This window comes from Pedobacter sp. MR2016-19, assembly GCF_014947265.1.
GTDB lineage: Bacteria > Bacteroidota > Bacteroidia > Sphingobacteriales > Sphingobacteriaceae > Pedobacter.
Window position 1 is genome coordinate 1 of record NZ_JADCNK010000026.1, and the last position, 13,602, is coordinate 13,602.

8 protein-coding genes are annotated in these 13,602 nt (G+C 41.4%); 5 read left to right on the top strand and 3 right to left on the bottom strand.

Annotation, left to right across the window (positions count from 1 at the left end; all coding sequences use genetic code 11):
* Positions 1-546: 546 nt before the first annotated feature.
* From IM793_RS22230 to IM793_RS22250, 5 genes are all read left to right on the top strand, one after another.
* Entirely contained in the window at positions 547-3,741 is a 3,195-nt protein-coding gene (locus IM793_RS22230) for a TonB-dependent receptor (protein WP_193425231.1), read from the top strand.
* A gap of 11 nt (positions 3,742-3,752) precedes the next feature.
* Entirely contained in the window at positions 3,753-5,522 is a 1,770-nt protein-coding gene (locus IM793_RS22235) for a RagB/SusD family nutrient uptake outer membrane protein (protein WP_193425234.1), read from the top strand.
* 11 nt (positions 5,523-5,533) lie between these two features.
* The gene (locus IM793_RS22240) at positions 5,534-6,856 is read left to right on the top strand and encodes a glycan-binding surface protein (RefSeq protein ID WP_193425236.1); all 1,323 of its coding nucleotides are present in this window, start codon (positions 5,534-5,536) and stop codon (positions 6,854-6,856) included.
* A 550-nt stretch (positions 6,857-7,406) separates the two neighbouring features.
* Positions 7,407-7,805 carry a nuclease A inhibitor family protein gene (locus IM793_RS22245; RefSeq protein WP_193425238.1) on the top strand — a complete coding sequence of 133 codons (399 nt, stop codon included), beginning with the start codon at positions 7,407-7,409 and terminating at the stop codon, positions 7,803-7,805.
* 37 nt (positions 7,806-7,842) lie between these two features.
* Positions 7,843-9,216 carry a DNA/RNA non-specific endonuclease gene (locus tag IM793_RS22250; RefSeq protein ID WP_193425240.1) on the top strand — a complete coding sequence of 458 codons (1,374 nt, stop codon included), beginning with the start codon at positions 7,843-7,845 and terminating at the stop codon, positions 9,214-9,216.
* A gap of 114 nt (positions 9,217-9,330) precedes the next feature.
* On the opposite strand, the gene IM793_RS22255 is transcribed toward IM793_RS22250, so the two are convergent.
* The 3 genes from IM793_RS22255 to IM793_RS22265 form a co-directional block, all read right to left on the bottom strand.
* On the bottom strand, positions 9,331-10,485 hold the full coding sequence (locus tag IM793_RS22255; RefSeq protein WP_193425242.1) for a M23 family metallopeptidase: 1,155 nt from the start codon (positions 10,483-10,485) through the stop codon (positions 9,331-9,333).
* Positions 10,486-10,551: 66 nt separating this feature from the next.
* Positions 10,552-11,181 (bottom strand): response regulator transcription factor, encoded by a 630-nt coding sequence (locus tag IM793_RS22260; RefSeq protein ID WP_193425244.1) that lies wholly within the window; start codon positions 11,179-11,181, stop codon positions 10,552-10,554.
* A complete protein-coding gene (locus IM793_RS22265) occupies positions 11,174-13,177 on the bottom strand; it encodes an ATP-binding protein (RefSeq protein ID WP_193425246.1) in 2,004 nt (667 codons plus the stop codon). The genes IM793_RS22260 and IM793_RS22265 overlap by 8 nt, the downstream gene beginning before the upstream one ends.
* Between the last annotated feature and the right edge of the window lie 425 nt (positions 13,178-13,602).

The following is a 13,602-nucleotide window of genomic DNA, read 5'->3' on the forward strand; positions in this document are numbered from 1 at the left end:
ACCTTTTTTTGGAGTCTGTCATTGATAGCGTAATCGAATTTACTTTATTAATGCGTTGAAATGGTCTTCGACTACGCTCAGACTGACATACGAATAAATTTTATTTAATTTTAAACAGGCTTAAAATTGATTCCAAAACATAGGCCTTGCAGAGAGCATAACTCAAGAGATGTTAACCAAATGTCTCCGCGAACTGGTTTTGGATTTCCAGCCAAATCAAGTCTGTCAAAAAGCGCGAAGCAGTTGTATTAAATAAAAATTTCGTCGGTAATCATAGCTGAAAATGCGATATAAGTTCATTAGTTGAACATTTGTATTGTAATATTACTCAATTGTCGAAGCTTAGACAGTTGTGTGTTTCTACTTTTGAGGCAATAAATGACAAGAAAAAAATGCGACCGTCAGTATTTGCTTTCTTGCTCGCTAAATAACCAAATAGTTCGTCTGCCAAGTATGTCTTTTATAAGTAGCCCCAAATTATAGTGCTGAATTTGTACGGCGTATCCGCAACCTGGTAGTTGATTTAAAACCAATTAAATAATGAGAATGACTAAAATTTTTACTAAAATCCCCATTAGTATCCTTATCCTGCTATCTTCTTTGTCTGTAGCAGCGCAGGACATTACGGTTTCAGGCCGTGTAACAGACAAAGCGGGGGGAGCATTACCGGGAGTTTCCGTATCGCAGTTAAGCACTTCAAAAGGTGCCACCACCAATCAGGATGGGGTGTATAAAATATCGGTTCCGCCCGGGGCTATCTTAAAATTTTCTTCTTTAGGCTTTGTTGCACAATTGATAACCGTAAATAATAAAAAGGTAATTGATGTAAAGTTAATAGCAGACGTAAAGAACCTGGACGAAGTAGTGGTACAGGTTGGATATTCTACGATGCGCAAAAGCGATTTAACCGGCGCTGTATCCTCTATCGGGTCGGACGTGTTTGCTAACTCGGTTGTGACTACGTTAGATCAGGCCTTACAAGGGCGGATAGCGGGGCTGCAAAGCACGATGAATTCAGGTGTACCCGGTGGCGGAAGTTCTGTTCAGATTCGTGGGGTCAATTCCATTAACAGCACCAATGAGCCTATCTATGTGATTGATGGGGTGATCATCAGCGGGCAAACAGGAAACAACGATGTTAACCCTTTGGCCAGCATCAACTCGAACGATATCGCAAGTGTTGAAGTTTTAAAAGATGCTTCGGCCACTGCTATATATGGATCTCAGGGTGCTAATGGGGTGGTGTTGATTACCATGAAAAAAGGAAAGAACGCCAAGCCTGTCTTAAGTTTTAATGCACGTTACGGGCTTGAAAAACTGCCGAAGCTCATCAATATGATGAACCTCAGCGAATACGCGCAACACCATAATGATTTTTCGGATGTGCTTGGTTATGGCCGGAGAGCAGACTTTAGTTTTCCGCAGTATCTTGGCGAAGGCACTAACTGGCAGAAAGAATTGTTTAAGACTGCACCTATGCAATCCTACGATTTGTCTGTCCGCGGTGGTAATAAGGAATCTACCTATAGCGTTTCAGGAGGTTATTTGAACCAGGATGCCATTGTGCTCGGTGCTAATTATAAAAGGTTTGTTTTCCGGGTAAATATGGATAACGAAATTCAGCCCTGGGCCAAAATAGGCGCTACGGTGAATGTTACTCAGGATAAGCAAAGCACAGCAATCTCCACATTCGGAGCAGTAGGTAATGCGCTGTTTCAAAGTCCGGCAGTACCTATTCGTAATGCCGATGGTTCATTTGCCGGTCCAACTTCAGACCTTGATGCCAATACCCTTGGTTTTTCAAATCCGGTTGCGTTAGCCATGTTAAATACCCGGACCAGGGAACGTTTTGATACCCGTGGTAATTTATATCTGCAATTGCTTCCGGCAAAGGGAATCAGTTTCAGGTCCGAGGTGAATGTTGATGCCAATACAGATAATTACCTGCAGTTTTTGCCGGCCTACCAGTTCGGCGCATCAATCAAGGCCAATACAGAAAACAAGCACGATAAAACGTATAATTTTTACCTGGGATGGAAGAATATCCTGAACATAGATAAATCGTTTGGTACAAATCATCGTACAAGTTTAATGCTTGGGCAGGAGATGATCAGCAGGAGAGGCGATTACCTGACCGGGAGCCGTCAGTATGGCTCTAACGTACTAACTGGATTAGATGCGGGCGATGCTAATTACGCCACAAACAATGGAAGCGGGTATAATTCCAGGCTGATGTCATTTTTTGGTCGTGCTACTTATAATTACAAAGAAAGGTATTTGTTTACCGGAACGATGCGTTGGGATGGCTCGTCAAATTTTGCTCCAGGTCATCAGTGGGGAGCTTTTCCATCGGCAGCGATAGCATGGCGTCTTTCTGAAGAGCCTTTTTTCAAGTCGCTTAAGGGAAGCATCAGCAATGCCAAATTAAGGCTTAGCTACGGTATAGTGGGTAACTCCAATGTAGCCGCTTTTGCCTATGATAGCAACCTGTCCAACATCCGTACAAATAGTCAGGGTACCGGTTTACAAACCGCAAATATTTCAAATCCCAACCTGACCTGGGAAACTACAAAATCATGGAATGCAGGTATGGACCTGACGATATTAAATAACCGGGTTGAGTTGGTATTTGATTCATACATTAAAAAGACCGACGACTTGCTTCTTCGGTTAAGCCTGCCTGCCTTTACCGGTACATCTGACATTCCTGGCTCAGCACAAGCACCCTGGTACAACATTGGTGCCCTTCAAAATAAGGGGTTTGAATTTACTGTAAATACAAGGAATATTACCAGGGATAACTTCTCCTGGAAAACTACGGCCATTTTTACCTATAACCGGAACATGGTTACCCGGATGAATACTGCTACAGCGAGCATTCCAATGTACGATACATCGAACGGAAAAAATATCATTACTTCCACAAGTGCCGGAAGCGCGGTGAGCCAGTTTTATGGTTATCAAATGATTGGGCGTATTAACTCCGCCGCTGACTTTCTGAAAGATAATGGCAATGGTACAAGTACAGTAATTACCCCAACTTTTAAATATAAAACCGGTACCATAATCAATAACAACGATCCAACGCTGATTACCTCAACTTACATCGGGGATTTGCTGTTTGCCGATGTTAACCATGATGGTATTGTTAATGAGAGAGATATTACCAATATAGGTAGCCCTTTTCCTAGTTTTACTTTTGGCCTTACCAACAGCTTTTCTTACAAGAATTTTGATTTCAGCTTTTTCTTTAACGGATCTATTGGTGGCAAGGTATTCAATATCCTTAGAAGCCGGACTGATGATCCGAGAAGTCTTTCCAATGTAAGTGAAATTGTAACCAATTATGCCAGGTTAGGTTACAAGGATGGCAATTCGGCAAATACCAATATCTGGAATGTGTATGTGTTGCCGGGAGCAAACCCAGGTTTAGGCAGAATGTCTGTTCAAAATACGAATAATAGCATTTTTAGCGATAGTTATGTAGAGGATGCCTCTTATTTACGACTTCAAAACGTTTCACTGGGCTACAAGTTCCCTACTAAGCTTTTGGAAAAAATGTTTATTAAAAGCGTACGTGTTTATACTAACCTGCAAAATGTCATCACATTCAGTAAGTACAGTGGGTATGACCCGGAAGTGGGTTCACTTAACGGCCAAAATATGCTCACTTATGGTGTAGATGGTGGTAGAATTCCTTCATCCCGTTTTTACACATTTGGTTTGGATATGAACTTTTAACCCTTATTATCATGAAAAATAAAAATATACTTATTACACTTCTATGTACACTGGGGCTAACCTTTTTTTCCGGATGTAAAAAATACCTTGAAGTGCATTCTGATACACAAAAGCAGGTAAGCAACTCTTTTACAACAATAGAAGACCTTCGGGCAACTACGGCTTTCCTATATGCAACGCCATGGAATAAATTTAATGATTATGCGCGAACCATTACAGAGGGGCGGGCAAATAATGTTTATGTTGATGGGGTTACGGGCACAATATCTGCCTTAGCCTTATTTGCCGAAAATTCTAACTTTAACGAATTATTTCAAACCTGGGGATCGTTATATGTAGCGGTAACTCAGGCAGACTACATTATAAATGATTATGTACCGCTGAGTATAACCAACGGTGTAGACGCAACACGGGCCAAGGGTTGTGAGGGCGAAGCCCGTTTTATCAGGGGCTATTCTTATTGGTATCTGGCGATGTTATGGCATGATGTGCCGATTATCGACGATCCAAGACAATATGTACTGAATACGTTGGTGCCGCCTAATTCATTTGAAGATGTGCTGCAATATGCTATCAACGATCTGACGATTGCCGCTCAAACCCTGCCCGCTACAGATAGCAAAGGACGGGTAACCAAATACAGTGCCGAGGCTATGCTTGCCAGAGTACTGCTTACCGGTGCGGATTACGCTATGGGAGGTCGGTTTTCAAGCGAATATTTAAAGCGAAATGGCGTAAGCAGCAATGCGGAAATGGCACAGAAATATTTTGATTTGGCGAAGCAGTCTTGTCTGGACGTAATTAATCTGTCATCTTACAGAATGCTTGATAATTATGAAGATATCTGGAAAGTACAAACTAACAACAATGCAGAAGTGCTTTTTGGTTATCAATTTTTACCAGGCGCTGCAGATTACGGCTTGGGAAATGTATTAAATAATCTTTCTTTTAACGGTGATGTAACCGGTAACCTTACGGGCGGAAGCAATGTGTTTATTTCTTATGACCTGCTCCGGTTGCTGGTTCAGGACGGCGCGCAGTCGCGATTGCGCGGTAACGTTTTTATACCAGGGCAAAACTATGCCTACCTGGGTACACAGCTGGCAGCAGGCAGTTTTACAGTGCCGTCTAATTCCAAAACCAAATGTAACATCAAAAAATTTGTTGTGGGAAGCAACAAAGATACCGATGGTGCAGCAGTAGCAGGAAACAGCGGTTTGGTATCACCCGCTTTACGGATGTCGGAAGTATACCTGATGTATGCGGAAGCCATTATGGGAACGGCAACACAAACGTCAGATGCAACAGCGCTGGAAAATTTCAATAAGGTTAGAAAACGTGCTTTTTACCTCAATCCAACAGGCTATCAGCCTTATACGTTAGTTACACGAAATGATTTATTATTAGAACGCCGTAAAGAGCTGTTTTATGAAATGACCTACTGGCCTGATCTGGTGAGGCGCTCGTTTTACGATATGGACTGGACACTTAACTTTTTAAACAACAAATTGAAAGACAGTGACCCAACAACCAATTTTACAAACTACGCTTCTTATTCCTATACATATGATCCGCCTAGATTCCCTAATACAGCAGGCTGGGACAACTCTCCGCGGGTTCAGGCCGGCTATATTTCACAGCAGGTGGTGCATAACCTCCCGGCGGGCTCTTATGTACATGCTATTGGATCCAAGTCGAATATCTGGGCCTTACCTTATCCGGCCGCTGAAATTAACAGCGATCCCAATTTGAACGGTGCACCTGTTCCTTACAAATTTTAAACTTTATAATTATGAAAAGAGCTATCGATATAAAATGTTTTATTTGGGGGATGGGCATTATATTGCTTTCCTGTATTGCGCTGTCATCCTGTAAAAAACAAAACACAGCTGATATAAAGATTGACGGAGTATGGACTAATCAGTACCCGAATCCTACTGTGCAGATCAACATTTCTAACCTGGGCGCATGGGTGCGTTTGCAAGGGCATGGTTTTTCGGGGTTGCGCGCAATCTATTGCAATGGTGTTGCTACATCTTTCTCGGCGGCAAATGTTACCGATAACAACATTATATTCTCAATACCAGCTGTCCTTCCAACCGGGGGAGATATTGCCGATACCACTGTACGGAACACAATCCGTATCGTTACAAAAAACGGTGAAGCAGTTTATAATCATTTTGTATTCCGCGATGTAAATCGTATTCCTGCTATCAATGGCGTTTCGGCTACTATGCCGTTTCCCGGGGATATGGTGGTGGTAAGCGGAAAAAATCTAAAAAACACCACCAAGGTGGAGATGCCGGGCAGTCTGGCAGTTTCAATAGCCGCGAAAACCGATACCACCATCGCCTTTACTGTGCCTGCCGGTATTGATATGAATAAAAGCGGCGCGATTAGCCTGACAATTGATGGAACTGTATACTCTACTCCTCCGTACATGTATTATAGGGAAGGAATATTTATGGAAACAACAACCGATGCGCAAGTACCTCAAACAGGAGGAACTGGTTATACCACACTATCAGGTGCTAATGTTGCGGCGGCTACCAAACTGGCCAATAATCCGCAAAATGTTATTGCTATTCCGGCAGCGGCTAAAGATATAGCGGTTGGTACAGGCAACGATGACAAAAACAATACAGGTTTTTTACGTTTTCAGATGGTTAAGGCTTTGCAAAAGGTGATTGATAATTCGGCAAATCAAATATCAGCCACAACGCAGATGAACAACCTGGGGATCCAGTTTGAGTTGTACATGAATCAACCCTGGACTTCGGGTGTAATCTCCTACCGGATGAATATTTCCAACGGCGGTGCTAACTCCTTTACTACCAATAATTTTGGCTGGTGGGCTGGTTTATCAACCGCTTCTTATAATTTTAACAACCAATGGCAAACCGTTACCATACCTTTAAGCTATTTCAAGGCTACCTCGGGGGGGCTCCCTTTAGGTACTTTGCAAAGCTATATTACGGATAATGCAAGTGTGAATTCGGGTGTGGCATTTGTAAATTATTATCAAAATTTCCCTTCGAAAGCATTGTCGAAATTTCAACTCTTTGTGGCCAACTTGCGGATTGTACCAATGGTTACAAATATTAATAATAATTGATGATTTCCGGCTGATCAGGCTGTATCATTAACATAATCGGGGTTGCTGTTCCGGCAATCCCGATTATGGTTTGACATCCAATTGCGCTCATGATTAGATTTGACTTAAAGCTGGTGTTTACTTTACAGATTTCATTCCCTTAGCTTGATTTATTGTAAATATATACTTATAATTCTTTTACTATTTTAACTCCTCATCGAGCAGATTCATGGTCGATTTTTTAAAGGGTTGCTCGTTAAAAAGCAGCCCTTTTTTTTTTGATTATCAGTAGGTTATCTTGGAAGGCGCTGTCGGGGTATTTTGTTCTAAATGAACTTTAAATTCGACACTTAAATATAACAAATTATGCTTTCTTTTTGATATGAAGATACTTGTAATTATGTACCTTATAGGATCTTAATCAGCCTTATTCCGAACTCACGTTAAATAGATTCATTTTTAGTTAAATACATATAAAAATTAACACTATGATAATCTGTTATTAGCATAGTTTGCATGCATATTTAATAATTTAGGAGCTGTAAATAGTAAACATCCCTATTCCATTTGCATGTATAACAATATCCTGGATACAATTACCGAACTTCTTTCGGGGGTATTGTATTTTACTGAATCAGAAAATCCATTTAAAGTAGTCAATTGGGGAAAGATTTCGCCTGATGGCATATTGAATAAAATTGCAGTTCAATATCAAGCTGATCTCTCTAGTTTAAAACAACTGGATGCTGATGCATTTTTTCATCACATTGTTTCCAAAGTAGACCCATCAGATGCGCCAATGGTAGAAAATGCCAGGAAAATTAAGGCCATCCAGCTGTTTTTAAATCAAAACCTATCTCATTTGCAGGTCATTCGCATAGAAGGTGCAAGCAGGATTCCTGTCCTGATTATTGGCTATCTATCCGATGGCAGCTGCCTGGCTATAGAAACCTTCGCTATAGAAACTTAGAAATAAAATCTAATTACATAACAAACCAAATTTAAGCATGAAAGCATTAAAAAAATTAAGCTTACTGGCCATATTGTGCCTGGGCCTTGCTGCCTGTAAAAAAGAAAATCAAACCGAACCAGGAGCAAGTGTCTTTGAGCAAAAACTAAACACCAAAGCAGCTGTAGCAAGCGAGCAAGCTGTAGTTTCAGGTTTTCCGGAGTCTTTCGAATCAGGTACGAAAAGCAGTTACAGTACTGCATCCGTAACATTAAGCAGCGGAAGCTGGACCATGAACGATGCTTTAATTGGAAATCAGGCTGCTGATGCAAAAAACGGGAGTCAGTCGGTAAGGATCCGCAATACCGGGATACTGGGCATGAACTTCGACGTAAGCGGCGCTGATGTTGTTACCATTGCACACGCCAAATATGGTACTGACGGCAATAGTACCTGGCAATTGTGGTATTCAACTAATGGAGGGTCGAGCTGGCAGCAAACCGGAAGCACCATCACCAGTAGTGCAGCCAGTTTATCAACTGTCACTTTTAATACGGCAATTTCCGGAAATGTGCGTTTTCAGGTTCGCAAAATCAGTGGCGGTACTAACCGCATCAATATCGATGATTTCAGCATTTCAACCGGTGGCGGAACTACAACACCTCCAACTACCACTCCGGGAGATAACAATAACCTTTTAATGGGTAACCCAAGTAATGCAGTTGCAAACATTTCTTATCCTGAAAATTATTTGATGGAGCGTAGCTATTATACAAGTTCATATAGCAAAAGCAGGGCTACACCTAACTGGGTAAGCTGGCATATCTCGTCTTCAGATCTGGGTTCAACCTCTCGTCAGGACGATTTCCGGGCTGATAATACTTTGCCTTCCGGCTGGTATCAGGTATCTAACAGCAGTTACTCTGGCTCTGGTTTCGATCGTGGCCACAATTGTCCTTCTGCTGATAGAACAGCATCAGTAGCCGCCAACTCTTCTACTTTTTTAATGAGCAACATGATGCCACAGGCTCCAAATAATAACCAGGGGCCATGGGCTGACCTCGAAAATTATGCCCGTTCACTGGTTACATCAGGAAATGAAGTTTACATCATCTGCGGTTCTTATGGTTCTGGCGGCACGGGTAGTAACGGAGGGATTACCTATACCATTGATAACGGTCGGGTTAATGTTCCATCCAATACCTGGAAAGTAATTGTGGTATTGGCAAACGGTAATGACGATTTAAACCGGATTACTTCATCTACCCGTGTTATTTCAGTAAATATGCCTAATACAAACGGCTTAAATACCAACTGGAAAACATACCGTACAAGTGTTGACGCCATAGAATCAGCAACTGGTTATGATCTTCTATCTAACATTCCTACTGCAATACAAAACGCATTGGAATCGCGAACAGATAATTTATAAAATACTTCTTTCATTTAAAGGTAATGAACGGTAACTCAGTGAATGGGTTGCCGTTTTTGTTTTGAATCCGAATGTTTTATTATTCTTGCAAAATCAATATTATCTTCCTGAGTTTTATTCCCTAAAAGCAATAATTTCTTTCTCTTTAGGCAATTCTTTGTTGTGAATGTCATTAAAACCTTGTTTAACCCCCAGTCGGTAATGATCAATTAAATAAGGTAATCCTTCTCCCTTGAGTAGCATAGGTGAAGTTGTAACCTCGAAATGCAGATGTGGCTCACGCGCATCCCCTGAATTGCCAATTTTGCCTAGTATTTCTCCTTTACGAATATGATCTCCTGCTTTAACACGTACACTGCCCGGCTGCAGGTGCATATAATGTGCATATTGACCGTTACCGAGATCAATCACTATTTTATTGCCTGCAAGTTTCTCAAATGTCAGTGGAACAGCAGGATGAAATTCTTTTCCATGCCCCGGAATATTATCGGGTAAGCCATCATTTGCAGCGATTACTTTTCCGTCAGCAACCGCAAACACCTGTTCACCATAACAGAAATAGGAATGTACATCGCGCGGATTGCCGGAAAAGGACAGGCTATCTTTGACCTTTTTCCAGTCAATTGCAAATCTTCTTGAATTAACCGCATGCCCGTTAAGGATGATAACGCCTCGCCGGTGATGGTTATCAACGCTGTTGCCAGGGCCATCGGCTGCGATCCAATCGGTACCTTTTACGGGAGGACTAAGTGTTTGAAGGTTTGTTTTATGGGTAACCATTATTGCCCCGTCTAAAGAGTCATTCCCTGTGATTATCCGGTGTGTTATTTTCTCAGGAAAAGAAAGTGGACTATTTAACTTTGCTTCAATAAATACAATGGCGCTCTGACCACCTCCAATAGTTAGATTATCTTTTGACTCCTCTACACCTAAAATTTTTACCATGTTATGCAGTTCTAGCACATCAAAAGATATCATAGGACTGCTGTTTTCGTTATTTGCGTCTCTTAATTCAATACCGCGCAAACTTATAGCTGATGTACTAAAATTGGTTAAGTACAGCTCATATATCAGAAAAGATTTTTGTCCACTTGGAAAAGAAGTTGGATCGAAAAGTACGTGCATTTCCATCTGCAGTGGAAATGAGAAAGGTTTTGTAGCTGCAGCCTTATTGGTAGGAAGGCTTTGTGCTGCCGATGACGCACAAGATAAAAAAAATAGGATTATACATGTTAAGAAAGAAAATGTTTGATTGATAATTTTCATCATAAATCCAGGTGTTAAAAGAGAAACATAAGAAGAGTTGATACCAGATCGATTTGACCGGCTGGAAGTTTATAACAATTGCTGCTGGTGGGCAGCTGCTATCAGTTCGGCGACATTCTTGACTTCAAACTTCTGTATCAGGTTCCTCCGATGGGTATCTACAGTTAACGGGCTTAAAAAGAACTCCTGGGCAATATTCTGACTGGTCTTTCCCTGCGCCAGGAGCGATAGAATTTGCTTTTCCCTTCTGGTGAGCTGTGGTGTATTGCGCAACTGGTTTTTAGTTGGGCGGCTGATAATTTCTACTACTTCCTTACTGTAGCATATATTTCCTTTTACTGCCTCTGCAATACACTGCCGAAGTTCGTCAAGTGAACTGTTCTTGAGGAGATAGCCACTGGCACCGTTTTGTATGGTCTGCATAATAATGCTCCGCTCGGTATGGTTGCTGAGGATGAGTATAGTGGTAGCAGAGAATTGCGCTTTGATCATCTGGCAAAGTTCCATCCCACCAATATCCGGCAGGGTAACATCCAGCAAGATAAGATCTACAGGGTTTCTGTTTAAATAAGAAAGGAGCTGTGCGCCATTTGAAAAGCCGCCTACAATTTCCAGATTGTCTTCATTTTTAAGTAGCGTCTTAAGCCCTTCAATAACAATGGGATGGTCATCTACGATAACAGTAAGCAGTTTATTCATCGATATTGGTTTTAAGTTCTATATCTATACTTGTTCCTTCGCCAGGAGCGGAATGCACTTCAAATTTCCCTTGCAGAAAGGCGATGCGGTTCTTAAGATTATCAAGGCCCATTCCTTTTTTATCAGAAAGGGTGTCCATATCAAAGCCCTGTCCATTATCTTCAAAAGTAATAAAAATAGTATTTTCGTTTTGGCTGCATTGCAGTATAAGATTGTCTGCATGGGCATGCTTGATCGCATTTGATATGAGTTCCTGCACGATTCGGTAGATGTTAAGCTGTACATTCATCGCAATATTTTTCTGAATGCCGAACATTTCTGAAGTGATACGCAAACCATCACGCATATAAAATTCGCAGAGGTCTTTTAAAGCGATTTCAAGACCAAACTTCAGTAAAGTCTCAGGTACCATGTTGCGGGCAATGCGGCGCAGTTCCGTAACCGAGGTGTCCAGCTGTCCGATAATGCGGTGAAGGTCTTTATCTCCGGACATGCCGGGCTGTGTATCTGTCCAGCCGGAAAGCCCTATCTTAACTCCAGACAGCATGCCGCCAAGTCCATCATGAAGATCCCTTGCAACGCGTTCCCTTTCAAGCTCTTCACCTTCAAGCATGGCTTTGGTAATCTTGAGCTGTTGCTTTTTTTCCATTTCGCTAAGCTGTTGCTTGTAATTAATCTCTTTTTGCTGTGCCAGCTTGCGCCGACTCCGGGCTGTTAAAAGAACGAAAACGAGTAAAAGGAGCAGGAAAAGACATCCCAAACCAAGTATAAGCCTATACAAGTGGTCATTACGGGCATTAAGCTGTGCCTGCCTGTTCTCCGATTGCAGGGCCTGTATTTTTTGCTGGTTTCTTGCAGTTCTGTATTTTGTCTCCAGCTCATTGATCTTTACTTTTGTCTGGTCGCTGTTGATGCTGTCATTGGTCTGCCTGTATTTGTTCAGCCAGTGGTATGCCTCTTTATAATCCCTTAACTTTTCGCTCATTTTCGCCAGTTCCAGATAAATCTCTGCCCTGTCATTCATTTTGGCGGTCAAAGTTCCTTCCTTAACAATATCCAGTAAGATCTGTCGGGCTTCGGCATATTTTTTCTGCTGCTGATAGATATCATATCTGCGGAAAAAAAATTGTTGGTAGATCTGTTTCTGGTTATACTTTTTAGCTAGCGGAATCCCCTTGTCTATACTTGCGAGTGCCTTATCGTATAACGTTTTGGTGGAGTAGTAAAGCGCCTCATTATAATAGTATATCGGATAGTTTAAAGAGGAGGGGTATGGCTTCAGCAGCCGTTGTGCTTTTTCCAGAAGTACCTGGGCTTTGTCGGTTTTGTTGTCATAACAATAGATGCTTACCCCTGAAAGATAGGAAAACAACAGATCGGTAGAACCAGGGTTTTTGGTTTCCAGTAAGGCGATGGCTTTTTCATTATAGGCCGTCGCTTTTGAAAACTGGTAGTTGTTCATCAGAATAGTGGCGAGCTGCGTATAATAGTAAGCGATGCGTGCCGGATCGCCCGTCTTTTCTATAATAGGAATAGCTTTTTCCAGGGTTATTTTAGTCATAAAACCATAGCCCATTTTGTCTATATTCATCAAGGCATAATTAAACCATGATGCAGCCTGCTTTGCATAGGCGATTTTAGTGTTGAATGGCGAAAGTGCTTCTGCAGCTTTTTTAAAAGCATCGGATGCCTTCGCTTTGTTCCAGTTGAAATAATACTGCCCTTTAGAGAAAAGTGCCAGTGCATTTAAAAATTTATCGTTTTTAGCGGCAGCTGTACCTGCCTCAAGGTAGGCTTTACTCTTTAAGGTGTCTTTGTATTTCCAGTATTCTACCAATAGAAAATTGGTGCTCGCTCTTGAGCTATCTGTAATTTTTTTCTGTAGAATGTGATGCAGGCTGTCGAGATAATGCTGCTCATTAAGGGGAACCTGCTGTTGGCCAACAGATTTGAATGAAACCAAAATACCTATCAGGAATAGAAAAAATTTTGTCATGGTTAAAAAAGAAGTTTATTCATTGGCCGTAGATCAGGTTACCTTTCAGGTAAGGGAAATTTACCTGTAAATATCAGACATAATTCCCAACTCATTGTCATTTCATCCATCTGTTATAGAAAATACCTAAAAACCAGTAGAAAAAAAACGATAAAAACCGGTATTTCTTTTGGTGGCCACATCCAATAGCTTTGCTCTTATACCAAAATTAGCATGAAATTATGAAAACATTACCCTCGAAAGAAGCTTTTTTAGCTAAATCTACCATTGTCCGACACGACAGCACTTAAACAGTGCTTTGGCTATACTATGTCTTATATTCATCTCCATGTGTCTTTCGGCAAGTACGCAACAGGGCAGGGTAGGCAATTAACATTACCGGGGGTACATTCAATCTTCCTTGTCAAACACTTATTAATCCATAA

What these genes read in the sequence shown, in the direction of transcription:
- IM793_RS22260 (WP_193425244.1), bottom strand. Translation starts at nt 11,181, where the DNA reads ATGAATAAACTGCTTACTGTTATCGTAGATGACCATCCCATTGTTATT.
- IM793_RS22240 (WP_193425236.1), top strand. Translation starts at nt 5,534, where the DNA reads ATGAAAAGAGCTATCGATATAAAATGTTTTATTTGGGGGATGGGCATT.
- IM793_RS22265 (WP_193425246.1), bottom strand. Translation starts at nt 13,177, where the DNA reads ATGACAAAATTTTTTCTATTCCTGATAGGTATTTTGGTTTCATTCAAA.
- IM793_RS22230 (WP_193425231.1), top strand. Translation starts at nt 547, where the DNA reads ATGACTAAAATTTTTACTAAAATCCCCATTAGTATCCTTATCCTGCTA.
- IM793_RS22255 (WP_193425242.1), bottom strand. Translation starts at nt 10,485, where the DNA reads ATGATGAAAATTATCAATCAAACATTTTCTTTCTTAACATGTATAATC.
- IM793_RS22250 (WP_193425240.1), top strand. Translation starts at nt 7,843, where the DNA reads ATGAAAGCATTAAAAAAATTAAGCTTACTGGCCATATTGTGCCTGGGC.
- IM793_RS22235 (WP_193425234.1), top strand. Translation starts at nt 3,753, where the DNA reads ATGAAAAATAAAAATATACTTATTACACTTCTATGTACACTGGGGCTA.
- IM793_RS22245 (WP_193425238.1), top strand. Translation starts at nt 7,407, where the DNA reads ATGTATAACAATATCCTGGATACAATTACCGAACTTCTTTCGGGGGTA.